The following is a 23,399-nucleotide window of genomic DNA, read 5'->3' on the forward strand; positions in this document are numbered from 1 at the left end:
CCGTGATCCCGCCGTCCACCGGCAGCGTGACGCCCGCGACGGACGAGGCCCGGTCGCCCAGCGGCCAGGCCGCCGCTACCCGAAGCGGGCCAGCTTCCGCCTGCCCGCCGGCCGCCAGACCTCCGGCAGCCGGCGCCGGGCGGCCTCCTCCGCGGCCAGCTGGCGGCCGTAGAGGACGCCGTAGCCGAAGGGCTCGCCGCCGCTCGCCGCGTGGGCGGCGAGGGTGCTCGCGGCGACCACCGCGTCCTGGTGCTCGCCCAGCACCTCCTGGACGGCCTTCATCCGCTGGGCGTAGCGCTCGGCCCGGGCGCCGACGGCCGGGGCGGCGGTCTCGCCGGCGTAGCGGGCGCGCTTGGCCGCCTTGCGGGCCGCGTGGAGGGCGAGGTCCCGTTCCCCGGGGGCGGCGGCGAGGGCGGCACGGACGCGTTCGGCGGTGCGGTCCTGTTCGCGGGCGGCGATCCGGGAGAGCTCCGGGACGGCGCCGCGGGCGGCGCGCGGGAGCAGCGGCGGGTCGGCGAGGAGGGTGGCGAGGGCCTCGCCGAGGGCCCGGCGGCGGGGGCTGTCGAGGGCGGCGACGACCTCCGGCCAGATCTGCCGGTACTCGGCCTCGCCCCACCGCTCCAGCGCGGCGGCGACCCGCTGCGGCCCGCATTCGGCGGGCAGCTCGCGGGCCTCGGCGGCGAGCCGTTCGGCCAGCACCTCGCGGTCCCGCGCCCCGCCGAGCGCGGCGGCGAGCCAGCGCAGCTCGGCGACCAGCTCGTCGGTGGCGCCGGGGGCGAACAGCCGCCGGAAGGTCCGCAGGGCGCTGCGCAGCCGCCGGCAGGCGACCCGCATCCGGTGCACGGCGTCCGGTTCGTCGGCCCGGACGGCCTCGTCCAGGCCGGCCAGCACCACGGCCTGCGCCTCGATGCGGGCCAGCAGCACCTGTCCCACCGTGGTCTCGGGTTTCGCCATGCGCGCTCGCCCCCTCGTCGGGTCAGCGGGAACGCCTTCCAGGCTAATGCGGCCGCGGCTGCTGTCGACCCGACGGGCGACCTCGCAGGCTACTGAGCGCGCGTCAGCCGGACCAGGGACCTACAGGCCCTCGTGCCGGACGCGGAGGCCATGGCATACTCCGGAGCGTGACGACCTCCTCCCACGCGACCAGGGCCCTGCGGGCCGCGGTGTTCACCGCGCTCGCCGTGCCGATGGCCGCGTTGGGCCAGGTGGTCATCACGGGCCGTCCGCTGCCGCTGTCGCTGGTGGCCACGGCCGGTGCCGTCGTCTTCCTGGTCGCGACCGTGCTGGCCGGCGGGGAGCGGCGGTTGCTGCACATCTCCGGCGTGATGGTGCCGGTCGAGCTGCTGCTCAACACCACGTTCAACCTGGGCCAGGCCGGCTGTTCGCCGGTGCTGGCCGGTCAGGTGCCCGCACGCGGGGTGAACCTGCTGGTCTGTGGCGGCGGTTCGGTGGACGGCTCGCTGCTGAGCGGCCCGCTGGGGCACACCGCCCAGTTGGCGCCCGCCGCGACCCAGCTGCTGCTCCTGCTGGTGCACCTGGTGATCGCGCTGGCGGCCTCCGCCTGGCTGCGGATGGGCGACGCCGCCCTGTCCGGTCTGGCCCGGGCGCTGCGCGCGCTGAGCGAGTCGCTGGCCGGCCCACTGCGCGCCCTGGTCGTCCTGCTGCTCCCGACCCCGGTCCGTCCGGTGCTGCGGGTGCCGCTGCCGGTGTCGGACCGCCCGCGGCCGCGCCGCGAGGACGTGGTGCTGAGCCCGGCGCCCCGGCGCGGTCCGCCCGCCTTCGCGCCTGCCTGCTGATCTCCGGCCTCATCTGATCATCCCCGTACCCGCCCGAAACGGGCACGGTACGCCCGCAGGCAGTGCGCACGACTCCCGCGTTCACCGACCCCGCCGCAGCAGCTGCGGCTTCCCGCGCGCACCCGCGCGCCGCGTACAGGAGTTGACTCCCCCGTGTCCCAGGACAAGAACAAGAAGCGCATCAGTGCCCGCGAGCGGATCCAGGAGGCGCAGCGCCGCGAGCAGCAGGCCGCCAAGCGCCGTCAGCGGATCGTCGTGACGGTCTCCGCCGTCGTCGTGCTGGCCCTCGCGGGCGGTGTCGCCGTGGCGGTCAACTCGGCCTCGGACAAGAACGACAAGTCCTCCGCCGCCGCGTCCGCGCCGCTGGTCACCCCGGCCAACGCCTCCGGCCCGAACGGCACGGTGATCACCTACGGCAAGGCCGACGCCCCGCACACCATGGCGGTCTACGAGGACTTCCGCTGCCCGGTCTGCAAGCACTTCGAGGCGGCGAACGGCGAGACCGTCAAGAAGCTCACCGAGGACGGCCAGATCAAGGTGGAGTTCCACCTGGCGGCCTTCCTGGACAAGAGCCTCGGCGGCAAGGGCTCGCGCACCGCGCTGGCCGCCGTCGGCGCCGCGCTGAACGAGGGCGTGGACCAGTTCAAGGCGTTCCACGACGTGCTGTACGCCAACCAGCCGGACGAGCGCGAGGACGGCTTCGGCGACGTCAACCACATCCTGGACCTGGCCGGCCAGGTGCCCGGGCTGAAGACGGACGCCTTCGTGAAGGCGGTGACCGACAAGACCTACGCCCCGTGGGCGGCCAAGGTCGCCGACGCGTTCAACGACAGCGGCGTGACCGGCACTCCGACCGTCAAGGTGGACGGCAAGCAGATCACCCTGTTCGCCGGGAACGCCGTGGTCCCGCCGGAGCAGTTCACCGCGCAGGTGAAGCAGGCCGCCGGCCTCCAGTAGGCCGCGCCCCCACCCCCGCGCACCACCTCACCACCGCACCGTACGGCACCACCCGGCCCGGCCGAACTCCCGGCCGGGCCGGCTCCTCCCAGCCAGCCACCGGAGTGTGCTGCCATGTCCGCTGCTACCACCGTGCCCCCGTCCCGCTCCGCTCCCGACGACGCCGCCCGGGCCCGGGCCCCGATCGGCGCGAGCCGGGCCTACGCCTTCCTGCTGTTCCTCGGCGGTCTGGTCGGGCTGGCCGCCTCGGCGGTCCTGACCTTCGACAAGCTCCGCATCCTGGAGAACCCCTCCTACGTCCCCAACTGCAACATCAACCCGGTGATCAGCTGCGGTTCGGTGATGCGCACCGAGCAGGCGGAGGTCTTCGGCTTCCCGAACCCGCTGCTCGGGCTGGCCGCCTTCGGCGCGCTGGCGGCGATCGGTGCGGGGCTGCTCGCCGGTGCGGCGTACCGGCGCTGGTTCTGGCTGGGGCTGAACGCGGGCACCGCGGTAGGCGTGGGGTTCGCGCACTGGCTGATCTACCAGGCGCTGTACGACATCGGCGCGCTCTGCCCGTACTGCATGGTGGTGTGGGCGACGGTGGTGGCGCTGTTCTGGTACACCACGCTGCACAACCTGCGCTCGGGCGTGATCCCGGTGGGCCCGCGGCTGGCCGTGGTCGTCCGGGAGGCGGCGCGCTACCACTGGGCGCTGCCGGTGCTGTGGGCGGCGGTGATCGCGCTGCTGGTCCTCAACCGGTTCTGGTACTACTGGAGCACGCTCCTCTGACCGTCCGTCACCCCACGTACCCGTCCGAGTGCAGCAGCGTGGCGGCGCCCGTCCGCCGGGCCTCCAGGGCCCCGGTGAGCCGGCGCGCCGCACCGGGCTGCAGCAGGACCACCGCCTGGGCCGGGGTGAAGTACCCGTGGTCGGCGATCTCCTCGACCTGCGCCCGGACCACCGACCCGGCCGCGACCGTCCCGCCGTCGAACATGAACTGCACGGCGGGGTGGGCGTGTTCGCCCTGGTCGGGGATGGCGTCGCGCCACTCCACGACGAGCAGCCGCAGCGGCCCCGCCAACAGCCCCGTCTCCTCGTACAGTTCGCGGGCGGCGCACTCGGCGGGCCCCTCCCCCGGGTCCATCCCGCCGCCGGGGAACTGCCACTGGTCGCGGTAACTGGCCTTCAGCAGCAGGACCTTGCCCGCCTCGTCGGTGAGCAGCACGCTGCACCCGACGTAGGCGCGCACCATCCCGGCGAGCCACTCCTCCTCCGAGAGTGCCCAGGTGTCCGTCATCGCGCCTCCTCCGCCGACCGCCGCCGTCGGGGACAATCTGCCGCGATCCCCGCCCGCCAAACGGCTGTTCGCGCCGAATCCACCCGAATGAGTGCCGGGGGCGGCCTCAGCCGAAGACGGCCCGCCGGAAGGCGTTGCGCAGCTCGGTGAGCCGCTGGATGTCCCGGTCGTAGTGCACCTTGTTGGTGAGCAGCAGGGCCCAGCGGCCGAGCCGCCGGGAGACCCAGAAGCCGGTGCCGGTGAAGCCGTAGTGGACGAAGGTGCCCTCGGCCGGTCCGGTGCCGGGGGCGTACAGCCAGGACAGGCCGCGGGCGGGGGCGAGGCCGCCAGTCTGCTCGCGCAGCGACTCCTCGATCCACGCGCCACCCCAGGGCAGCCCGGGCGGCGGGGCGAGCAGAGCGATGAGGAAGCGGGCGAGGTCGCGGGCGGTGGAGAAGGCCCCGGCGTTGCCGGAGACCCCGCCGAGCAGCCGGGCCGAGGGGTCGTGGACGACGCCGCGCAGGTGGGCGCCGGCGCCCTGCTCGTACTCGGTGGGCGCAGTGCGGGCGGCGAGCGCGGCACCGAGCGGACCGTAGCGGGTGTCGGCCATGCCGAGCGGCCGCCAGGCCCACTGCTCGGCGAGCCGGTCCAGCGGCGCGCCGCCGAGGTCCTCGACCAGGTAGGTGAGCAGCACGGCGGCCCGGTCGGTGTACTCGACGGCCGCACCCGGCGGCCGGTGCGACGGGGCGGCGAGGACCCCGGCCCGGATCGCCGCCGGGTCGCGCCCGTAGAGCCGCTCGAAGCGGGTGTACGGGAGCATCCCGGCGGTGTGGGCCAGGAGTTGACGGACCGTCACCGCTCCGGCGGGGTGCCCGGCGGCGGGCGGCCACCAGGCGCCGAGCGGCTCGTCCAGCGGCAGCCGTCCGGACTGCCGCAGCACCCCGGCGCAGGGCCAGAGCGCGACCACCTTGGTGAGGCTGGCGAGGTCGTACAGGGTGTCCGGCCCGGGCCTCAGCCGCGCGTACGGCCCCTGCCCGAGCGCGCCGTGACCGCCGCCGCCGAGCGCGCCGCCGGCGTCGCCGACGGCCCAGACGGCGCCCGCCCCGACGGTGCGCGCGCCGTCCTCGACCAGCCGGTCCAGCTCCCCGCCGGGCGCGGCCAGGCCGGGGAGCCGGTCGGCTCCGGGTGCGTCGGGTCCAGTCGCTCGGCGGCTCATCCGTCCCCCTCCTCGGGCCGACGGGAGCCTTCCCCGCGCGGCCGCGGCTCAGACCGCCGGAGCGAGTTCCTTGCCGAGGCAGACGCTCTGCGGGTGGTCCTTGTAGATGCCGAACTTCCGGATCGCGGCGTAGCCCTCGGACTGGTACAGCGCGATCGCCTCGGGCTGCTCGGTGCCGGTCTCCAGGATGAAGCGGGTGCGCCCGGCCTCGACCGCGGTCCGCTCCAGGCGGCGCAGCACCGCGCGGGCCAGGCCGCGGCCGCGGGCGTCGGGGACCACGAACATCCGCTTCAGCTCGGCGTCACCGTCGCGCAGGCCGTCCGGGCCGGCCTGCTTGGCCCGCCAGCCGCCGCAGCCGACCGGCCGGCCGTCCAGGTAGGCGATCATGAACAGGCCGGCCGGCGCCTCGAAGTCCTCGGGGTGCAGGACGGTCTCGTCCGGGTCGCCGTAGCGGCGCACGTACTCCTGCTGCACCTCCGCCGACAGGGCCTGGGCGTCGGGGTGGGCGTAGCCGGTGACACGGAACTCGACGGTGCCGGTGTCCTGGGCGGTGCTGGTGCTCATGGTGAAAAAGCCTACGATCCCCGCTCAGCGGACCTCGAACCGGGCGACCAGCTCGTCCTTGCCGAACATCCGGGCGGTGTCCACGGCGCTCGGGACGCCGGCCCGGGGGTCGGCGCCGCCGGCCAGCAGCACGTCGAGCACGTCCGTGGCGCCCTTGAAGACGGCGCCGGCCAGCGGGGTCTGGCCGCGGTCGTTGGCGCGGTTCGGGTCGGCGCCGTACCGGAGCAGCTCCGCGACGGTGGCGGCATGGCCGTGGTACGCGGCGAGCATCACCAGGGTGTCGCCGCGGTCGTTGGTGAGGTCGGCCGGGGCACCGGCCCCCAGGTAGGCGGACAGGGTGTCCGTCTCCCCGGCCCGGGCGGCGTCGAAGAGCTTCCCGGCGAGTGCGATCACCTCGGCGTCGGGGGCGTCGGCGGGCTGCTGGCTGGCGGCGTCGGTCATGGCGGGCGGCCTTTCCGGTCGGGTCGTCGGGCGGTCTCGGAGCTGCGCCCAGGGCACGGTAGCGGCCGGTGCCGCGACGGGCCAGCGGACGTCCGGGATCCGGATGACGGCCCGCACCCGCCACGACACGCGACCGCACGCGTTGCGCAGCCATTCGAGCGAACTTCCGGGACCCCCCGGAAACTTCCCACCCGCCGCCCGGGAATGCCTGGGCGCACCGAATCCCCGCGCGGCCCGGCCCCCACCCCGGCCGGTGCGCATACCGCCACCCGGCCGCCGGAACGGTATTGAACGGCAGAACCACCCATTTGCACCGTTCCATCATCTATTACTTTTTGTCACGATTAGTGCACTTTCCGTAACACCCCTGCTTGTCCCCACTTCCTGAGGAGCGGAACGTGATCCTCTCGATTTCCGGCATCGTCCTGTTCGGCACCATCGCCTTTCTCTTCTTCCGCCGGGACGGACTAAAGGTCTCCCACGCCATCGTCTGCGCCCTCTTCGGCTTCTACATCGCCGGCTCCTCGATCGCGCCGAGCATCACCGCGGGCGGCGCGAGCCTCGCCAGCCTGCTCAGCGGCATCAGGTTCTAGCCACCACCTCCTCCCCCGCCGTACCGGCCCGGGCGCGGATCCCACACCGCCCCGGGCCCCGTCGTTCCCCACCGCGCCCACCCCACCCGTCCCACCGCCCGGGGAGTCAAGGAATGCCGCTCCACCGCCACCTCAGCAAGGGCCGCACGATCGCCCGGACCGCCGGGGACCACGCCTCCGACATGTTCGCCCCGCTCTCCGTCATCGGCCGCGGCCTGCGCCACCACGTCGACTGGGCCAGGTCCCGCTGGCAGGAGACCCCCAAGGAGCGCCGCGGCCCGACGCTGTTCCTGACCGCCGCCCTGCTGATCGGCGTCTACCTGCTGCCGCACGGCCTGCTGTTCGCCCTGATCGCCCTGATGGCCAGCGCCGCCTGGGCCGGCCGGGCCCCCAAGGCGGCGCCCGCACCGCCCGCGCCGGACGCCGCCGACGTCAAGCTCGCCGCCCTCTACGCGGCGCTCACCCCGTACCTGTGCGGCCCCGAGGACGCCAACCCGCTGTACCACTTCGAGGGCGCCTACAAGAGCGCCTTCAGCGCGTGGGAGTTCGACCGCGAGGGCCGGCTCTCCCGGCTGGAGATGAGCTACCCGGCCTACTTCACCGACACCGAGCCGTCCTCCCGGGCCCGGATCGAGCAGGTGGTCCAGGGCAAGGCCGGCCGGGCCCGCGAGTACCGCTTCGACTGGGACGAGGAGTCCAACCGGCTGCGGATCACCGCGCTCGCCCCGCTGCCCACCGACATCGCCGCCCAGCGCTTCGTGGCCGCCCCCGGCGAGATCGTGCTGGGCTTCACCGACGAGGACGGCACCGCCCGCACCATCCCGGTCACCCGGGGCGGCACCACCGTCCAGCAGCCGCCGGTGGTCTGGCGCACCGGCCCGCGCTCCTCCGAGCCGCACCTGCTGGTGCTCGGCGTCACCGGCTACGGCACCTCCAGCCTGCTGCGCTCGGTCGCCCTCCAGGCGCTCCCGTACGCGGACCTGGTGGTGGTCGACGGCGCGGGCACCGGCGAGCACGCCTGCCTGGTGAACCGGCCCGGCGTGCACACCGTGGAGACCAGCCTGCACGGCGCGCTGGCCGCCCTGGACTGGGCCGTCGGCGAGACCGAGCGCCGGCTCGCCGCGCTCAACGCCGCCCGGCACGCCGGCACCGCCCCGCCCGAGGACGCCACCCGGCCGCTGTGGCTGCTGCTGGACCACCCGACCGAGCTGAGCGAGCTCGCCCAGGCCGAGGGCCGCCCCGACCCGCAGGACCTGCTGGAGCTCCCGCTGCGGCACGGCCGGGCCGCCCGGGTCACCGTGGTGGTCGCCGACGACCTCGCCGCCCGGGACCGGCTCACCACCACCGTCCGCACCACCACCCGGGCCCGGGTGGTGCTCGGCCCGGCCGGCCCCGACGAGGGCCGCGACGCGCTCGGCGCGCCGCTGGACATCGTGCCCGCCTCCCACGCCCCGGTCGGCCGCGGCTACGCCCGGATCGGCAACGGCGCCCCGCTCCGCCTCCAGGTGCCCGCCACCGTCGACCCGCTGGACGACGAGGCCCCGGCCCCGCTGCGGGACGCGGTGATCGCCCTGCTGCCGCACCGGGACAGCCGCACCGAGGCGGCCGCCGCCGCACCGCCCCGCCCGGACCGCCCGCCGGTGGTCCCCGCCGCCGAACCGGCCGCGCCGGCCCGCCCGGTCGACCTGGCCAAGGGCGAGCCGATGATCCGTTCACGGCCGATCTCCTGACGGCCGGGCCGGGCCCGTCTCCCGGGCCGGTTCCCCGGCCCTCGACCGGGGGCGGCGACCACCGCCGAATCCCGTCCCGGTACGCTCGTCACGGAAAGTCCGCACGATCACCAGATGTGAAATACGTGACACCTGGGGTGATATCACCGGCCAGATGTGACAAATCGGGCGCAGGTGGGTACAAACAGGGGCGGCACTACAGACGACGCATGTCCCGGGACGGGAATCTTCGTCGGAAGCCGAGCGTTGACCGAACGACGAAGAACAGCGACCACTAGTCCTGTGGGCCATAAGCCCGGGAGGCACGATTCATGAGCGAGCGAGCTCTCCGCGGCACGCGACTCGGGGCCACTAGCTACGAGACCGACCGTGGTATCGATCTGGCTCCCCGCCAGACCGTCGAGTACGCATGTCAGAACGGACACCGTTTCGAGGTTCCTTTCTCGGTCGAGGCCGAGATCCCCGCGACCTGGGAATGCCGCTTCTGTGGACAGGAGGCGGCGCTTCTCGACGGCGACGAGCCGGAAGAGAAGAAGATCAAGCCGACGCGCACCCATTGGGACATGCTGATGGAGCGCCGGACGCGCGAGGAGCTGGAGGAGGTGCTGGCCGAACGGCTGGCCGTGCTCCGCTCCGGCGGGATGAACCTCGCGGTACACCCGCGAGACACCCGTAAGAGCGCCTGACACCTCGCTCCCGCCCCGTGCGGGAGGACGCGAAAAGGGACCCTGGTCACCAGGGTCCCTTTCGCGTTGTCCGGGCGTGGTCCGCATGGTCCGCGTGGTCCGCGCGACGGGCCGTTCGGGTGCCGTCCGCGCGACGAGCCCCCGAGGGGCGGGGTGTCCGCCTCTCGGGGGCTCGTACGTCGTGACGGGTCCGGTCAGCCGGCGATCGGCGGGCGGTAGGTGGTGTCCGGGCCCTGCGGGCCGCGCGGGCCGTCCTCCGGGTCCACGACCTCGCCCTGGACCACCTTGCCGTCCGGGCGGTGGATGCGCAGCTGCTCCTGGAGCCGCATCGCGTCCGCGAACGGGTCGGCCCCGGCGGCGGAAGTGCTGCGCAGCGCCTTGTCCGCGGCCCGGCGCCCGACCGCCCGCCACAGCGCCCGGGTGGGCGGGAAGAGCAGGGTCAGGGCCACCAGGTCCGTCAGGAAGCCGGGGACGATCAGCAGCAGGCCGGCCAGCACGGTCATGCTGGTGCCGGTCTGCGGCTGCTGGGACTGCGGGTTCTTGCTCTGCTCGATCGCCGCCGACAACGCCTTCAGCCCGGCCCGCTTGATCAGCGAGCCGCCGATCAGGACGCCCGCGACGAGCAGCAGCACGACGGTGAGGCCGCCCAGCCAGGAGCCGACCTGGACCAGCAGCCAGATCTCCAGCACCAGCCAGGCGGTGATCAGCAGCGGCAGCACCCGGCGGAGCCTGCTACGCGGGGCCGGACGGGTGGGGGTAGCTTGCTGGGTCACGGTACGAATCCACTCCAAGCGGTGCTCTGCGCGCCGCACGGGAGGTCCGGGCCGGCTACGGCACCACCTGGTCCAACGATTCCTGCCCGGCCGGTGTTCCGGACGGGGCCTTCCGGCGGCGGCCGACCAGCACCGCCGCGCCGCAGGCCAGCAGGCCGCCGACGGCCAGCGTCCACTCGGGGGCGGCGCCGACCCGGTCGGCCACCGTGGTGCCGTCGCGCAGCGGGACGGTGGCCGACAGCTCGGCCGCGGTCAGCTCCTCGGTGCGCTGCCGGACGCTGCCGTCCGGGCCGATCACCGCGCTGATGCCGCTGGTGGCGGCGATCAGCACCGCCCGGCCGTGCTCGACGGCCCGCAGCCGGCTCATCGCCAGCTGCTGCTCGGGCTGGCCGGTCTTGGCGTAGGTCGCGTTGTTGGTCTGGACGACCAGGACCCGGGCGCCGCTGTCCACGGTGTCGCGGACGATCTCGTCGTACGCGACCTCGAAGCAGATCACGTCGCCGATCCGGGCCGGGCCGAGCTGCATCACGCCGTTGTGGTCGCCGGGGTAGAAGTCCCGGGCGACCCGCTGGAGGCGGGTGATCACCTTCATCAGCTGGGCGCGGAAGGGCACGTACTCGCCGAACGGGACGGGGTGCTGCTTGGTGTAGGAGGCGCCGGGGCCGGTGACCGGGTCCCAGACGATGCCCTCGTTCTGGACGTGCTGCGCGTCCGGGCCGTCCACCAGGGTGCCGACCAGGGTGGGCACGCCGATCGCCTTCACGGCCTCGTCGATCCGCTGGCGGGCCAGCGGATCGCTGAACGGGTCGAGGTCGGAGGAGTTCTCCGGCCAGATCACGATGTCGGGGCGCTCGACCTTGCCGGCCCTGATGTCGGCGGCGAGCCGCTCGGTGGCCGCGGCGTGGTTGTTGAGGACCATCATCGGGCGGCCCAGGAAGTCCATGCCCGGGTTGGGCACGTTGCCCTGGACGATGGCGACCTTGACGGTGTCGTCGGCGGCCGTGGGCACCGGGACGAGGTAGCCGGCCAGCAGCGCGGCCACCGCCCCGAGCGCCGCCAGCGCGGCCGCCTTCGGGGCCCTGCCGGGCCCGCGAAGCCGCAGGGCGGCCCAGGCCAGCAGGGCGCCCGACAGGGCGACCGCGAAGGTCACCAGCGGCGCGCCGCCGAGCGCGGCCAGCGGGGTGTACGGGGTGGCGGTGTTGGCGAAGGCGAGCCGGCCCCAGGGGAAGCCGCCGAGCGGCAGCCGGTCGCGGGCCCACTCCTGGGTGATCCACAGGCAGGCCGTCCAGAGCGGCCAGCCGGGCAGCCGGGAGGTGACGGCCAGGGCGCCGCCGAGCAGGGCCAGGAACAGCGCCTCCACGACCGACAGGCCGATCGTGGCGTCCCAGCCGACCACCCGCAGCCAGCTGAGCAGCATCAGGAAGAACGGCAGGCCGAACGCGAAGCCCGTCCACAGGCCCTGGCGGAAGGTGCGGCCCCGGGTGAGCAGCGACAGCGCGGCGACGCCGAGCAGCGACAGCGGCCACAGGTCGTACGGCGGGAAGGCGAGGGCCAGCAGCAGGCCGGCCAGGGCGGCGAGGCCGGTGCGCGGGAGGCCGGCGCGGACCTTGGCGAGCGCACGGGCTCCGCGGCTCGCCCGGGGCGCCGGCTCCTGCGGCTCGGGGACGGCCTCGGGCCGTTCCTGGGTGACGGGAGTGGCCACCGGCGCACCATCTTCCTGGGGCTTGCTGTTCGGACGCTGTGCGAAGAAGGTACCCCGGAAGGTCGGAGACCCGTGAGGTCAGGGTGGTAGCGGGGTCAGCGCGGGGTGTAGCGGACCTCCCGCAGCGGCCAGTGCCCGGTGAGCCAGTCGGAGACGGCGCGGTACAGCGGGGCGTCCAGGTGGGCGCGGTCGGCCCGGACCCAGGAGCTGACCGAGACCGCGGACGGGTCCTCGCGGTCCGGGTAGATGTAGACGCAGCCGATGACCTCGTCGCGGTCCGGCTCCAGGACGGTGTAGGTGAAGCCGGTGCGGGCCTCGAAGTCGGCGGCGTGCCGGCGCAGGTCGTCGAGGTTCCGCTCCGGCGGCATCCCGTCGGCGGGCGGCCAGCCGCGGCCGGCCCAGCCGGGGGTGGCGCGGATGTGGGCGATGGAGCCCGTCCAGGCGGCGTGGTCGGAGGCGTTGTGCCGCTCGCCCAGGGGTTCCAGGCGGAACTCCGGGGCGAGCAGCTCGCGCGGGACGGTGAAGTCGGCGGGTACCAGGGTCATGGTGGTCAACCTAGGACGCGCTGGCCCGCCGATCCACGGGGTTTACCGCTGGTACACCGTGCGGCCGCGGACGACGGTGCGCAGGCAGGTCGGCAGCGGGTGGCCCGGGGTGAGGTCGGGCAGGCCGGGGGTGCCGGAGCGCGGGTCGGTGGACCAGCCGGCCACCCGGGAGTCGGGGGCCTGGACGACCAGCTCGCCGGCCGCCCAGATCGCGTAGCTGGCGACCGCGCCGGGGACCAGCACGCCGTCCTGGTCCCGGCCGACGGCGCGCCAGCCGCCCCGGGTGTGGGCGGTGAAGGCGGCCCGCACCGAGATCCGGTGGTCCAGGGTCCGGTGGAAGGCCGCCGCGCGGACGGTGCCCCAGGGGTCCAGCGGGGTGACCGGGGCGTCCGAGCCGAAGGCCAGCGGGACGCCGGCCCGCAGCAGCGCGGCGAAGGGGTTGAGGGCGGCCGCCCGCTCGGCGCCCAGACGCTGGACGTACATGCCCTCGGGCCCGCCCCAGGCGGCGTCGAAGGCGGGCTGGACGGAGGCGGTCAGGCCGAGTTCGGCGAAGGCGGCGACGGCCTCGTCGTCCAGGGCCTCGGCGTGCTCGACACGGTGGCGCAGGGCCTTGACCCGGTCGGCGCCGACCCGGGCGCCGGCCTCCCGGACGCCCTCGATCACGGCGGCCACGGCCGCGTCGCCGATCGCGTGGAACCCGGCCTGGAGCCCGGCCCCGGTGCAGGCGGCGACGTGGTCGGCGACCTGCCCGGCGGTCAGGTAGGCGGTGCCGGTGTGCCCGGCGTCCGCGTACGGGGCGTGCAGGCAGGCGGTGTGCGAGCCGAGCGCGCCGTCCACGAAGAGGTCGCCGCCGGCGCCCACCGCACCGAGCCGGCGGGCGGTCTCGACACCGCCCAACTCGCCCCAGTAGCCGAAGACTTCGGGCCCCTCGCCGTCGGCGGCGAGAGCCAGCAGGGCGGCCAGGTCGGCCTCCGAGGAGATCTCCGGGCCGGCGCACTCGTGCAGGGCGCCGATGCCGAGCTCGGCGGCGCGGACCAGGGTGGCCCGCTGGGCGCGGCGGCGCTGCTCGGGGGTCAGCCGGGCCAGCGCGGTCCGCCGCACGACGTGGTGGGCGTCCCTGGTGAGCGGGCCCTCGGGGTTGAAGCCGGGCGCCTCGGCCAGGCCCTCGGTGAGGTCGCGCAGCGCCGTGGTGGCGAGGGCGGAGTGCACGTCGGTGCGGGAGAGGTAGAGGGCGGCGCCGCGGGCGGCGGCGTCGAGCTCGGCGAGCGTGGGCGGGCGGCCCTCGGGCCAGCCGCTCTCGTCCCAGCCGTGGCCGATCAGCACCCCGCCGGGCTCGGGCCGGGCGTCGACGAAGGCGGTGACGGCGGCCAGGGCGGCGGCCAGCGAGGGGCTGCCGGTGAGGTCGAGGCCGGTGAGCGCCAGGCCGGTGGCGGTGGCGTGCACGTGGGCGTCCACGAAGGCGGGGGTGACCAGGGCGCCGTCCAGCTCGACGATCTCGTCGGCGGTCGCAGCGTACGCCTCGGCGGCGCCGTCGCTGCCGACCCAGGCGACGTGCCCGCCCTCCACGAGCATCGCGGTGGCGAAGGGGTCGGCGGGGCTGTAGACGGCGCCGCCGCGCAGCAGGACGGTCCGGGGAGTGCGTTCGGTCATGCGGCCTAGTCTGCACCCCGCCCGTTCGCGGTCAGAGCTTCGGGGGTCGTGCCTCGTACGGGGTGGACAGGACGACGGTGGTGCGGGTGGAGACGCCGGCGGCGCTACGGATGCGGGCCAGCAGGTCCTCCAGGTCGCCGGGGGCGCCGACGCGGACCTTGAGTATGTAGTTCTCGTCCCCGGCGACGCTGTGGCAGGCCTCGATCTCGGGCAGGCCGGCCAGCCGTTCGGGGGTGTCGTCCGGGGCGCTCGGGTCGAAGGGTTTGACCGAGATGAACGCGGTCAGCGCCAGGTCGACGGCGTCGGGGTCGATGATCGCGGTGTAGCCGCGGATCACCCCGCGCTGTTCGAGGCGGCGCACCCGCTGGTGCACCGCCGAGGTGGACAGGCCGGTGGCCTTGCCCAGGTCCGTGTAGCTCATCCGGCCGTCTTCGAGGAGCAGCTGGACAATGCGTTGGTCGAGATCCTCCACAGTGCGCAAACCTACCCGGTCGGGAGCACGGGGGGCGCACGCGGTGGCACGGGGAGGGATCGCAGGTACCGGGCGGGCACATGCCGGGCGAATGTGGCGTCCGGTGTGGCCAAGGACACACCCGGTGCATCACGGTGCACGGGACCGCAGGGTTATGAGTCCTGATCACAGGGAAGTGCTGGTTGTGGCCCTGGACGACCACGCCGGGCCCGATCCTAGGGGGATCCTCATGCCTGCTACTGACCAGCGTGTGCTGGGCGCCGACGAGACCGACGATATGACCGACCGCGAGGACCTCGCGGTCGATTACATGCCGGGCACCGACCCCGGCGAGGCGGAGAACTGGGACATCTTCCGGGTCGACTGCCCCGAGTGCCGCCGCCCGATCGCCCTGGTGGCGGACGAGGACCGGCTGCCGCAGCACGCGCTGCTGCCGACCGCCTGGAACCCCTTCGCCCCCGCGATCTGCCCGGGCTCGGGCACCCCGACGGACGACCTGGCCGAGGTCGAGGCCCCGGAGGACGCCGAACCGGCCCGGATCGACGCGCTGTTCAAGCTCCCGACCGGGCTGGACTGGCGCACCCAGCCGTTCTCGCACGCCGTCGCGCACCGCCCGGTGCGGCTCGCCGCGGTCGGCCAGGCCGCTCCGACCGCGCCCGCAGCCCCGACGGTCGCGACGATGCGGGCCGCCATCCCCGAGCAGCGCCGCCGTCGTCCGGCGCTGACCGCCCGTACCGCCAAGGCGAGCTGACGCTCCGCCGGGAACGCCTCCGGCCGTCACTCCGCACCCTGGAGTGACGGCCGGAGGCCGTGGAGAGGGAAGGCCGTCAGGCCTTCGTGAGGTGGCGGCCGATCACCAGGCGCTGGATCTGGTTGGTGCCCTCGACGATCTGCAGCACCTTGGCCTCGCGCATGTAGCGCTCGGCCGGGAAGTCCTGGGTGTAGCCGTAGCCGCCGAGCACCTGGACGGCGTCGGTGGTCACCCGCATCACCGCGTCGGTGCAGAACAGCTTGGCCATCGCCGCCTCCTTGGAGAACGGGCGGCCGGCGTCCCGCAGCCGGGCGGCGGAGAGGTAGAGCGAGCGGCCGGCCTCGATCTGGGTGGCCATGTCGGCGAGCATGAAGGACAGGCCCTGGAACTCGGCGATCGGGCGGCCGAACTGGCGCCGGGTGCGGGCGTAGTCGACGGCGAGGTCGAGCGCGGCCTGGGCCACCCCTATCGCACAGGCGGCGATGCCGAGGCGGCCGGAGTCCAGCGCGGCGAGCGCGATCTGGAAGCCCTGCCCCTCCTCGCCGACCAGCCGCTCGCGGGGCACCCGGGCGCCGTCGAAGTGCAGCTGCGCGGTCGGCGAGGACCACATGCCCATCTTGTGCTCCGGCGGGGCCGCGGACAGGCCCTGCTGGGTGCCGGGGACCAGCAGGCAGCTGATGCCCTTGGGGCCGTCGACGCCGGTGCGCACCAGGGCGCTGTAGAAGTCGGCCTGGCCGCCGTGGGTGATCCAGGCCTTGGTGCCGTTCACCACGTACGTGTCGCCGTCGAGGTCGGCGCGGGTGCGCAGCGCGGCCGCGTCGGAGCCGGACTGCGGCTCGGAGAGGCAGTAGGCGCCGAGCTGCTCGCCGGAGAGCATGGCGGGCAGCCACGTCTCGCGCTGCTCGTCGGTGCCGAAGGTGGCCAGCGCGTGGCAGGACAGGGTGTGCACGCTGACGCCGAGGCCGACGGCCAGCCAGCCGGCCGCGAGCTCCTCCAGCACCTGCAGGTACACCTCGTAGGGCTGGTCGCCGCCGCCGTACTTCTCGTCGTACGGGAGGGAGAGCAGGCCGGCTTCGCCGAGGGTCCGGAAGACCTCCCGCGGGAAGCGGCCGGCGGCCTCGTCCTCCGCCGCGCGCGGCTGGAGCTCGCGCTGGACCAGGTCCCGGGTGAGGCCCAGCAGCTCGCGGGCCTCCTCGGTGGGCAGCTGGCGCTCCACGGCTTTCACAGGGGAGGGGGTCATGGCGGTGGTCGCCTCCTCGATCGGGGCGCGGGACCGAGGTGTCGGCCGGTCCGGCGTGGGTGTGGCTGGTCGGACCGACCGGCACCGGGTTGCGGTGAACGGCCGTTCACAGTCGTGGCGAAGGCGAGTATGCCCGAAACCCGCGCTGCCGTCACGACCTGCACATATGAACTGGACGCAGTGGCGGGCTACGGCACCGTAGGGTTGACGTTGTGGCTGTATCCGAACCCCTCCCGACCCGATTCCGGCCCGCTCCGGACGACCGGCTGACCGCGCTCGCGGCCGAGTTGCGAGCGCTGCCACCCTCCTGCGGGCCGGTGCGGCTGGTCGCGGTGGACGGCCACGCGGGCTCCGGCAAGACCACCTTCGCCGGACGGCTGGCGGCGGCGCTCGGCGGGGCCCCGGTGGTCCACCTCGACGACCTGGCCACCCACCGCGAGCCCTTCGGGTGGACCGGACGGCTGCGCGAGCAGGTGCTGGAGCCGCTGGCGGCCGGGCGGGACGCCGAGTACCGGGTGTACGACTGGACGCTGCGCCGCTTCGCGGGCACGGCCGCGGTGCCGGCCGCCCCGGTGGTGCTGGTGGAGGGGGTCGGCGCCGGGCGGCGGGCGGTGCGGCCGTGGCTGGCCCGGGTGATCTGGATGGAGCTGGACGCCGTCTCGGCCCGGCGGCGCGGGGAGGAGCGGGACGGGCCGGAACTGGCCGAGTTCTGGGCGGGCTGGGCCCGGGCCGAATCGGCGCATTTCGCCGCCGATCCGAGCCGTCCGCACGCCGTGACGCGGGTCGACGGGGTGACCGGCCGGATCGCCCCGGACACCGTCGGTGAATCTTCAACCAACGCCTTGACCTGCGACATCGCCAGGATCTAGGTTCTCCTCAGCCACCGGAACACCAGATTCCGGTTGCCTCGGACCCGGTGCCCCCGGCTTGTTCCCCCGTGAGCCGGGGGCCCCGTCCGGTCCCCTTCCGAAACCCGCTCCCCCGCCGCCCGTTTCGTCGCCCGGCCGCTCAACGGCCGCTCGTGCGATCGCATTTGCCCCTGTGCGGCACCCTTCCGGATCAGCGCCGCGCCGGTACGATTCCTGGCAGGCGCAGTTGCGCCACAGGGGGTCGACGACCACCGGCCAGGCTAGGCGCAGGCAACCCGCCGGCCGAGCCCCGGGCCGCACCGCGGGGGGCGTGAGTGACGACGGTGGACAGTTCCGACAGCACGGCGGGCGGGCCCGACCGGCTCGCCGACCGCGCCTGGCTGCGCGCCATGGACGCGTACACGGCCGGTGCGTACACCCGGGCCGAGGAGGAGTTCCGGGCCGCCGTCCGGCTGGACCCGGGCATGGCCGACGCCTGGCTCGGACTGCACGCGCTGCGCAGCGACACCTCGGCCGCGCTGCTGGCCATGTACCGCAACCAGAAGCGGTTCGGCGAGCAGCGGCGACTGCACCGACGGCCGCTCAGTTCCTGGTACTGGCTGGGCTGGTGGGTGCAGCCGGTACTGGAGGACGCCCGCGACCTCGCGCTGGCGCACGCCTCGCACTGGCTGGACGGGCGCCACCTGGCCGAGCTGGACCGGGCGTTGGAGCAGTGTCCGGCGCCCAGCGAGGACCCGTCCGCCCGCTTCCTGTACGCCTGCCGGTCCTACCTGCTCAAGGACTGGGAGCAGCTGATCCGGGACACCGACCGCCTGCTGGACGACCCGCTGCTCGGCATCGAGGCCGGGCTGTTCGCCGGCATGGCGCGGGTGCGCCTCGACATGTGCGCCCAGGCGCAGGCCCCGCTGGCCGCCTCGCTGGCCCGCTGCCGCTCCGAGCAGCCGCAGCGCAAGGAGCTGCGGTACTGGCTGGCCCGGGCGTACGAGGGGGCCGGGCGCAGCGCCGCGGCGCTGCCGCTCTACCGGGCGGTGCACCGGGCGGACCCGGCGTTCATGGACACCGCGACCCGGCTGACGGCCATCTCGGCCGAGGACGCGCTCGCCGACGGCCTCGTGGACGCCATCGCGGACGGGCTCGCCAACGGGCTCGCGGACGGGCTGACGGCGGGCGGCAGCCCGGGCGCGGCCGACGCCGCCGCACCGGGCGGGCCGGGCGCCGACCCCGGCTACCCGGACGACGCCGGATACCCCGAACTGCCCGGGTACGGGGAGGAGTTCGCGGACGCGGGCGGGCCTGGCGGCGCGCCCGTCCCCGGCGACGGGCTGTCGAGCGACGGAGTGCCCGGCGGGCTGTCGAACGGCCTGGCGTCGAACGGCCTGGCGTCGAACGGCGGCGGACCCTCGGTGGACGCCGGACTGGTGGACGGCCCCCCGGCGGACGGGGCCCTGGCCGGCGGCGCCCTGCTGGACGGGACCGCGACCGGCGGCGCCCGGCTGGACGGCGCCCCGGCCGACGGCGCTCCGCAGGCCGCCGGGGAGCGCTCCGGCTCGGGCGCCCCGACCGGCCCCGCCGTACCGCCGCTGCCCGCCCTCGGCCGGGTGCAGCCCCGGACCGCCGCCGTGCCGGAGCTCCGGTCCGCCGGCGACGAACGGGAGTTGGACGCGGCCCTGGCCGAACTCTCCCTGATGGTCGGCCTGGAGCCGGTCAAGCGCCAGGTGCGGGCGCTGTCCGCCCAGTTGAGAATGTCGCGGCTGCGGGCCGAGCAGGGCCTGCCCGTCCAGCCGCCGAAGCGCCACTTCGTCTTCTCCGGCCCCTCGGGCACCGGCAAGACCACCGTGGCCCGGATCCTCGGCCGGGTCTTCCACGCCCTCGGCCTGCTCTCCGGCGACCACCTCGTGGAGGCCCAACGCGCCGACCTGGTGGGCGAGTTCCTCGGCCAGACGGCCGTGAAGGCGAACGAGCTGATCGACTCCGCGCTGGACGGCGTGCTGTTCATCGACGAGGCGTACAGCCTCTCCAACTCCGGCTACACCAAGGGCGACGCGTACGGCGACGAGGCGCTCCAGGTGCTGCTCAAGCGCGCCGAGGACAACCGGGACCGGCTGGTGGTGATCCTGGCCGGCTACCCCGAGGGCATGAACCGGCTGCTCGCCACCAACCCCGGCCTCAACTCCCGCTTCACCACCCGGGTCGACTTCCCCAGCTACCGCCCCGGCGAGCTGACCGCGATCGGCGCCGCGCTGGCCGGCCGGGACGGCGACGGCTGGGACGAGGACGCCGCCGAGGAGCTGGCCAGCATCTGCACCCACGTGGTCCGCGAGGGCTGGATCGACGAGCTGGGCAACGGCCGGTTCATCCGCACCCTGTACGAGAAGTCCTGCGCCTACCGGGACCTGCGGCTGACGCTGCTGCGCGAGCCGCCAGGCCGGGAGGACCTGGCCACCCTGCGGCTGCCGGACCTGGTCCAGGCGTACGGGGAGCTGATCGACGGCCGGAGCTGATCCCCGCACCGGCCCCTTGCTCAGCCCCTGAGGAGCACGGCCTCCCGCTCCCGGTCCAGCCCGACCCTGACCCGGTCGCTCCGCTGCGGCGCGCTGCCGCCGATGGACCGCAGCCAGGCCCAGGTGGACTCGACGGTCTCGGCGACCGGGCGGCAGCGCAGCCCGGCACCGAGCGCGCGCTCGACCGAGCCGGTGTGCAGGAAGTCGTACAGCTCGCCGGGCCCCAGCCAGATCGGCAGCTCGGTCCACGGCTCGACGCCCGCCGCGAGGATCCGCTCCGGGTCCGTCCAGCGCAGTTCGGCGTCCGAGCCGGTGGCCCGTACGCAGGCCTCCAGCAGCTCGCCCATGGTGGCGTGGCCGGACGGGCCGACCAGGTTGTACGGGCCGCCGAGCCGGGCCGCCGAGGCGTCCAGGAGCCAGGCCGCGAGGTCGCGCACGTCGATGTACTGGAGGGCCAGGTCGCGCGGCCCGGGAGCGAGCACCGGGCCGCCCTCGGCGATCCGGTTGAGCCACCAGGGCAGCCGGCCGATGTCCTCGTGCGGGCCGATGATCAGCCCGGCCCGGGCGAGCAGCGCCCGCCCGCCGAACTCCGCCTCCAGCGCCAGCTCCGCGCCGCGCTTGGCCTCGGCGTAGGGCACCTCGCCGGTGAGGTCCGGGGAGGAGGCGACCACCGGCGCGGCCTCGCCGGCCCCGGCCACCAGCGGGTAGTCGTACACCGACCGGCTGGAGACGTAGGCGTAGTGGCCGACCCGGCCGTTCAGGAGGCGGGCGCTGTCGCGCACCGCCGCGGGGGCCCAGGACCAGGTGTCCACCACCGCGTCCCACTCCCCCGTCCCGAGCGCCGCGAGGCCGTCCGGCGCGGTGCGGTCGCCCGTCAGCACCCGGACGCCCCCGGGCGCGGGCTGCGTGCCGCGGTTGAGGGCCGTCACCTCCCAGCCCCTGGCCAGCGCCTCCTCGGCGACGACCCGTCCGACGAACCCGGTTCCACCCAGCAGGAGAAGTCTCATGCCGACCACCCTGCTACCAGGGTGGCCGGCATGGGAACGGGTGCATGCTCAGGGCAGAATCGCCAGGAGCGGACACGCCGTCAGCGAAAGCCGGAACTCTCCGGGGAGGCGCCGGCCGACGGGCGTCAGGCCGTGGCGCGGTGGTCCGGGTCGTGCATCTCGCCGACCAGCTCCTCCAGCACGTCCTCCAGCATGACCACGCCGAGCGTGCGCCCGTCCTGGTCCAGCACGGCAGCCAGGTGGCAGGTGGCCCGGCGCATCGCGCCGAGGGCGTCGTCCAGCGGGAGGCTGCCGCGCAGCACCGTGATCGGCCGCCACAGGCGGGCCGGGACGGGTGCCGAGGGGTCGTCCACGTCGAGGATGTCCTTGAGGTGGACGTAGCCGAGGTAGCCGTGGCCGGCCGGGTCGCCGTCGGTGACCGGGAAGCGCGAGAAACCGGTGCGCAGCGCCAGCTCCTCGACCTCGGCGGCGGTCGCCTTGGTGTCCACGGTGACCAGCTGCTCGGGCTTGAGCAGCACCTCGGTGACCGGGCGGCGGCCCAGCTCCAGGGCGTCCTCCAGGCGCTCCTGGCGGCTCTCGTCGAGCAGCCCGGCGTCCCGGGAGTCCGCCAGCAGGTACATCAGCTGCTCGGTGGTGAAGACCGACTCGACCTCGTCCTTGGCGTCCACCCGGAACAGCTTCAGGATGCCGTTGGCGGAGGCGTTCAGCGCCCGGATCACCGGGGCGAGCCAGCGGGCCAGCCGGTCCAGCGGCGGGCCGAGCCAGAGCGCGGCCTTCTCCGGGCCGGCCATGGCCATGTTCTTCGGCACCATCTCGCCGAACACCATGTGCAGGAAGACCACGAGGGCGAGCGAGATGCCGAACGAGAGCGGGTGCATCAGGCCGGACGGGACGCCGATCGCGTGGAACGGGCCCTCCAGCAGCGAGGCGATGGTCGGCTCGGCGAGGGCGCCGAGGCCCAGCGAGCAGACCGTGATGCCGAGCTGGGCGGCGGCCAGCATCGCCGAGACGTTGGACAGCGCGTGCAGCACGGTGCGGGCGCGCTTGTGCCCGGCCTCGGCGAGCGGCTCGATCTGGCTGCGGCGCACCGACACCACGGCGAACTCGGCGCCGACGAAGAAGGCGTTGCCGAGCAGGAGCAGCAGCGCGACGGCCAGTTGCAGGGCGGTCATCGGCCCTCCTCCCGGTCCTCGTCGAAGCGCGCGGGCGCGGTGGTGCGCTCCACCCGGACCTCGGTGGTGCGGTGGCGGTCGACACCGGTCACGGTGAACCTCCAGCCGGGCAGCTCGGCCTGCTCGCCCACCTCGGGGAGCTTGCCGAGCAGGTCGGCGACCAGGCCGGCCAGGGTCTCGTACGGACCGTCCGGGGCGTTCAGGCCGATCCGCTCCAGCTGGTCGATCCGGGCGCGGCCGTCGGCCTCCCAGACCGGCAGGCCGTTGACCGGCGGCAGCGGGAACAGCTCGGGGTGGTCGTCGGGGTCGTGCTCGTCCTGCACCTCGCCGACGATCTCCTCGACGATGTCCTCGACGGTGACGACGCCGGCGGTGCCGCCGTACTCGTCGACCACGATGGCCATCGGCTGGAGGCGGCGCAGCTGGTCGAGCAGCCGCTCGGCGGGCAGCGTCTCGGGCACCAGCAGCGGCGGCGAGGCCAGCTCGGCGACCCGCACCAGGCCGCGCCGGGCGGCCGGGACGGCCAGGGCGTCCTTGAGCGTGACGATGCCGGTGACCTCGTCCAGGCTGTCGGTGTGCACCGGGAAGCGGGACAGGCCGGTGGCCCGGGTCAGGTTGATGACGTCGGAGGCGGTGGCGTCGCGCTGGAGCGCGGCCACGTCGACGCGCGGGGTCATCACGGACTCGGCGGTCAGCTCGCTCAGCGCCAGGGTGCGGACGAATAGGGTCGCCGACTCCTCGTCTATCGCGCCGGCCTTGGCCGAGTGACGGGCCAGCGAGACCAGCTCGTCGGGGGTGCGGGCGTGCCCCAGCTCCTCCTGCGGCTCGACGCCGAAGGCCCGTACGGTCCGGTCGGCGGTGCCGTTGAGGAAGCTGATCAGCGGGCGGCAGACCCGGGAGAAGGCCATGTGCGGGGCGGCGACCGCGCGGGCCACCTGGAGCGGGCGGGAGATCGCCCAGTTCTTCGGCACCAGCTCGCCGATCACCATCTGGACGACGGTGGCCAGCACCATGCCGACGATCACGGAGACGCCGCGGGCGGCCGAGTCGGGCACGCCGATGCCGGTCATGACGGGTGCGAGCAGGGTCGACAGGGCCGGCTCGGCGAGCATGCCGACCACCAGCGAGGTGACGGTGATGCCGAGCTGGGCGCCGGACAGCTCGAAGGAGAGGTGCCGCAGGGCCCCGGCGACGCGGCGGGACTTGGCGTCGCCCGTCTCCGCGGAGCGTTCCACCTCACCGCGCTCGACGGTCACGAAGGCGAACTCGGCAGCCACGAAGAGGCCGTTGGCGAGGATCAGGAGAACGGCTGCGAGCAACAGCAGCCAGGCGGTGATCACAGTGCCGCCTGCCTTCCGGGGAGCGGAAGCGAGGCGGCGCAGGTACTACCGGACGGATCGTCCATCGAGGGGGAGTGTCACTCCTCTGGTCGGGTTCGGGCACTCGATTTTCGGGCAGGGCGAACTTTGCCCTGCT

General features: G+C 74.7%; 23 protein-coding genes. 9 read left to right on the top strand and 14 right to left on the bottom strand.

All coding sequences use genetic code 11. The features are described 5' to 3' along the window. Positions 1-75: 75 nt before the first annotated feature. The gene (locus ACLWS4_RS27635) at positions 76-954 is read right to left on the bottom strand and encodes a CHAD domain-containing protein (protein ID WP_416875505.1); all 879 of its coding nucleotides are present in this window, start codon (positions 952-954) and stop codon (positions 76-78) included. Positions 955-1,121: 167 nt separating this feature from the next. Between ACLWS4_RS27635 and ACLWS4_RS27640 the strand changes: the two genes are divergently transcribed. From ACLWS4_RS27640 to ACLWS4_RS27650, 3 genes are all read left to right on the top strand, one after another. Continuing rightward, positions 1,122-1,796 carry a hypothetical protein gene (locus tag ACLWS4_RS27640; protein WP_416875506.1) on the top strand — a complete coding sequence of 225 codons (675 nt, stop codon included), beginning with the start codon at positions 1,122-1,124 and terminating at the stop codon, positions 1,794-1,796. 153 nt (positions 1,797-1,949) lie between these two features. After that, entirely contained in the window at positions 1,950-2,753 is an 804-nt protein-coding gene (locus ACLWS4_RS27645; RefSeq protein WP_049659252.1) for a DsbA family protein, read from the top strand. A 114-nt stretch (positions 2,754-2,867) separates the two neighbouring features. Continuing rightward, a complete protein-coding gene (locus ACLWS4_RS27650) occupies positions 2,868-3,524 on the top strand; it encodes a vitamin K epoxide reductase family protein (RefSeq protein ID WP_416875507.1) in 657 nt (218 codons plus the stop codon). Between the two features lie 7 nt (positions 3,525-3,531). On the opposite strand, the gene ACLWS4_RS27655 is transcribed toward ACLWS4_RS27650, so the two are convergent. The 4 genes from ACLWS4_RS27655 to ACLWS4_RS27670 form a co-directional block, all read right to left on the bottom strand. Continuing rightward, positions 3,532-4,032, bottom strand: a complete 501-nt coding sequence (locus tag ACLWS4_RS27655; RefSeq protein ID WP_117486965.1) for an NUDIX domain-containing protein — start codon at positions 4,030-4,032, stop codon at positions 3,532-3,534. 106 nt (positions 4,033-4,138) lie between these two features. Next, positions 4,139-5,227, bottom strand: a complete 1,089-nt coding sequence (locus ACLWS4_RS27660) for a serine hydrolase domain-containing protein (protein WP_416875508.1) — start codon at positions 5,225-5,227, stop codon at positions 4,139-4,141. Positions 5,228-5,275: 48 nt separating this feature from the next. After that, positions 5,276-5,791, bottom strand: a complete 516-nt coding sequence (locus tag ACLWS4_RS27665) for a GNAT family N-acetyltransferase (RefSeq protein WP_049660050.1) — start codon at positions 5,789-5,791, stop codon at positions 5,276-5,278. Positions 5,792-5,815: 24 nt separating this feature from the next. Next, positions 5,816-6,232: an ankyrin repeat domain-containing protein gene (locus ACLWS4_RS27670; protein WP_049660049.1), complete on the bottom strand. Its 417-nt coding sequence runs from the start codon at positions 6,230-6,232 to the stop codon at positions 5,816-5,818. Between the two features lie 398 nt (positions 6,233-6,630). Between ACLWS4_RS27670 and ACLWS4_RS27675 the strand changes: the two genes are divergently transcribed. The 3 genes from ACLWS4_RS27675 (at position 6,631) to ACLWS4_RS27685 (ending at position 9,241) form a co-directional block, all read left to right on the top strand. Further along, positions 6,631-6,825: a hypothetical protein gene (locus ACLWS4_RS27675; protein ID WP_049660046.1), complete on the top strand. Its 195-nt coding sequence runs from the start codon at positions 6,631-6,633 to the stop codon at positions 6,823-6,825. Between the two features lie 113 nt (positions 6,826-6,938). After that, positions 6,939-8,555: a hypothetical protein gene (locus ACLWS4_RS27680; protein WP_375874886.1), complete on the top strand. Its 1,617-nt coding sequence runs from the start codon at positions 6,939-6,941 to the stop codon at positions 8,553-8,555. 311 nt (positions 8,556-8,866) lie between these two features. Then, on the top strand, positions 8,867-9,241 hold the full coding sequence (locus ACLWS4_RS27685) for an RNA polymerase-binding protein RbpA (RefSeq protein ID WP_049655293.1): 375 nt from the start codon (positions 8,867-8,869) through the stop codon (positions 9,239-9,241). Positions 9,242-9,435: 194 nt separating this feature from the next. Here ACLWS4_RS27685 and fxsA read toward each other — a convergent pair whose 3' ends face one another. The 5 genes from fxsA to ACLWS4_RS27710 all read right to left on the bottom strand — a co-directional run bounded on the left by fxsA (position 9,436) and on the right by ACLWS4_RS27710 (position 14,383). Further along, positions 9,436-10,014, bottom strand: a complete 579-nt coding sequence (fxsA, locus tag ACLWS4_RS27690; protein WP_074005174.1) for an FxsA family membrane protein — start codon at positions 10,012-10,014, stop codon at positions 9,436-9,438. A 55-nt stretch (positions 10,015-10,069) separates the two neighbouring features. Further along, positions 10,070-11,716, bottom strand: a complete 1,647-nt coding sequence (gene lnt, locus ACLWS4_RS27695) for an apolipoprotein N-acyltransferase (protein ID WP_416875509.1) — start codon at positions 11,714-11,716, stop codon at positions 10,070-10,072. A gap of 95 nt (positions 11,717-11,811) precedes the next feature. Next, entirely contained in the window at positions 11,812-12,261 is a 450-nt protein-coding gene (locus ACLWS4_RS27700) for an N-acetyltransferase (RefSeq protein WP_199823138.1), read from the bottom strand. A 42-nt stretch (positions 12,262-12,303) separates the two neighbouring features. Next, on the bottom strand, positions 12,304-13,911 hold the full coding sequence (locus ACLWS4_RS27705; protein ID WP_416875510.1) for an amidohydrolase: 1,608 nt from the start codon (positions 13,909-13,911) through the stop codon (positions 12,304-12,306). Positions 13,912-13,942: 31 nt separating this feature from the next. Further along, positions 13,943-14,383: an Lrp/AsnC family transcriptional regulator gene (locus ACLWS4_RS27710; RefSeq protein WP_045694655.1), complete on the bottom strand. Its 441-nt coding sequence runs from the start codon at positions 14,381-14,383 to the stop codon at positions 13,943-13,945. 229 nt (positions 14,384-14,612) lie between these two features. Between ACLWS4_RS27710 and ACLWS4_RS27715 the strand changes: the two genes are divergently transcribed. Continuing rightward, positions 14,613-15,134 carry a hypothetical protein gene (locus ACLWS4_RS27715; RefSeq protein WP_181970507.1) on the top strand — a complete coding sequence of 174 codons (522 nt, stop codon included), beginning with the start codon at positions 14,613-14,615 and terminating at the stop codon, positions 15,132-15,134. Between the two features lie 76 nt (positions 15,135-15,210). Here the strand turns inward: ACLWS4_RS27715 and ACLWS4_RS27720 are convergent, their stop codons facing one another. After that, positions 15,211-16,374 (bottom strand): acyl-CoA dehydrogenase family protein, encoded by a 1,164-nt coding sequence (locus ACLWS4_RS27720; RefSeq protein WP_049655285.1) that lies wholly within the window; start codon positions 16,372-16,374, stop codon positions 15,211-15,213. A 212-nt stretch (positions 16,375-16,586) separates the two neighbouring features. Here ACLWS4_RS27720 and ACLWS4_RS27725 point away from each other — a divergent pair, with 212 nt between their 5' ends. Further along, a complete protein-coding gene (locus ACLWS4_RS27725; protein WP_074005168.1) occupies positions 16,587-17,243 on the top strand; it encodes a uridine kinase family protein in 657 nt (218 codons plus the stop codon). A 389-nt stretch (positions 17,244-17,632) separates the two neighbouring features. After that, the gene (locus tag ACLWS4_RS27730; RefSeq protein WP_416875558.1) at positions 17,633-19,744 is read left to right on the top strand and encodes an AAA family ATPase; all 2,112 of its coding nucleotides are present in this window, start codon (positions 17,633-17,635) and stop codon (positions 19,742-19,744) included. Positions 19,745-19,764: 20 nt separating this feature from the next. Here ACLWS4_RS27730 and ACLWS4_RS27735 read toward each other — a convergent pair whose 3' ends face one another. The 3 genes from ACLWS4_RS27735 to ACLWS4_RS27745 all read right to left on the bottom strand — a co-directional run bounded on the left by ACLWS4_RS27735 (position 19,765) and on the right by ACLWS4_RS27745 (position 23,263). Further along, positions 19,765-20,751 (bottom strand): NAD-dependent epimerase/dehydratase family protein, encoded by a 987-nt coding sequence (locus tag ACLWS4_RS27735; protein ID WP_416875511.1) that lies wholly within the window; start codon positions 20,749-20,751, stop codon positions 19,765-19,767. 125 nt (positions 20,752-20,876) lie between these two features. Then, positions 20,877-21,923, bottom strand: a complete 1,047-nt coding sequence (locus ACLWS4_RS27740; RefSeq protein ID WP_049651345.1) for a hemolysin family protein — start codon at positions 21,921-21,923, stop codon at positions 20,877-20,879. Continuing rightward, positions 21,920-23,263, bottom strand: coding sequence for a hemolysin family protein (locus ACLWS4_RS27745; protein ID WP_049651344.1), 1,344 nt, complete (start codon positions 23,261-23,263; stop codon positions 21,920-21,922). The genes ACLWS4_RS27740 and ACLWS4_RS27745 overlap by 4 nt, the downstream gene beginning before the upstream one ends. Positions 23,264-23,399 lie beyond the last annotated feature (136 nt).

The sequence above is a fragment of the Kitasatospora sp. SC0581 genome (assembly GCF_048159585.1).
Lineage (GTDB): Bacteria > Actinomycetota > Actinomycetes > Streptomycetales > Streptomycetaceae > Kitasatospora.

Bases quoted from the DNA above. Each gene is read 5' to 3' on its own strand.
- ACLWS4_RS27635 (WP_416875505.1), bottom strand. From the start codon at position 954: ATGGCGAAACCCGAGACCACGGTGGGACAGGTGCTGCTGGCCCGCATC.
- ACLWS4_RS27650 (WP_416875507.1), top strand. From the start codon at position 2,868: ATGTCCGCTGCTACCACCGTGCCCCCGTCCCGCTCCGCTCCCGACGAC.
- ACLWS4_RS27655 (WP_117486965.1), bottom strand. From the start codon at position 4,032: ATGACGGACACCTGGGCACTCTCGGAGGAGGAGTGGCTCGCCGGGATG.
- ACLWS4_RS27660 (WP_416875508.1), bottom strand. From the start codon at position 5,227: ATGAGCCGCCGAGCGACTGGACCCGACGCACCCGGAGCCGACCGGCTC.
- ACLWS4_RS27665 (WP_049660050.1), bottom strand. From the start codon at position 5,791: ATGAGCACCAGCACCGCCCAGGACACCGGCACCGTCGAGTTCCGTGTC.
- ACLWS4_RS27670 (WP_049660049.1), bottom strand. From the start codon at position 6,232: ATGACCGACGCCGCCAGCCAGCAGCCCGCCGACGCCCCCGACGCCGAG.
- ACLWS4_RS27680 (WP_375874886.1), top strand. From the start codon at position 6,939: ATGCCGCTCCACCGCCACCTCAGCAAGGGCCGCACGATCGCCCGGACC.
- ACLWS4_RS27685 (WP_049655293.1), top strand. From the start codon at position 8,867: ATGAGCGAGCGAGCTCTCCGCGGCACGCGACTCGGGGCCACTAGCTAC.
- ACLWS4_RS27700 (WP_199823138.1), bottom strand. From the start codon at position 12,261: ATGACCCTGGTACCCGCCGACTTCACCGTCCCGCGCGAGCTGCTCGCC.
- ACLWS4_RS27705 (WP_416875510.1), bottom strand. From the start codon at position 13,911: ATGACCGAACGCACTCCCCGGACCGTCCTGCTGCGCGGCGGCGCCGTC.
- ACLWS4_RS27715 (WP_181970507.1), top strand. From the start codon at position 14,613: ATGCCTGCTACTGACCAGCGTGTGCTGGGCGCCGACGAGACCGACGAT.
- ACLWS4_RS27720 (WP_049655285.1), bottom strand. From the start codon at position 16,374: ATGACCCCCTCCCCTGTGAAAGCCGTGGAGCGCCAGCTGCCCACCGAG.
- ACLWS4_RS27730 (WP_416875558.1), top strand. From the start codon at position 17,633: ATGGACGCGTACACGGCCGGTGCGTACACCCGGGCCGAGGAGGAGTTC.
- ACLWS4_RS27735 (WP_416875511.1), bottom strand. From the start codon at position 20,751: ATGAGACTTCTCCTGCTGGGTGGAACCGGGTTCGTCGGACGGGTCGTC.
- ACLWS4_RS27740 (WP_049651345.1), bottom strand. From the start codon at position 21,923: ATGACCGCCCTGCAACTGGCCGTCGCGCTGCTGCTCCTGCTCGGCAAC.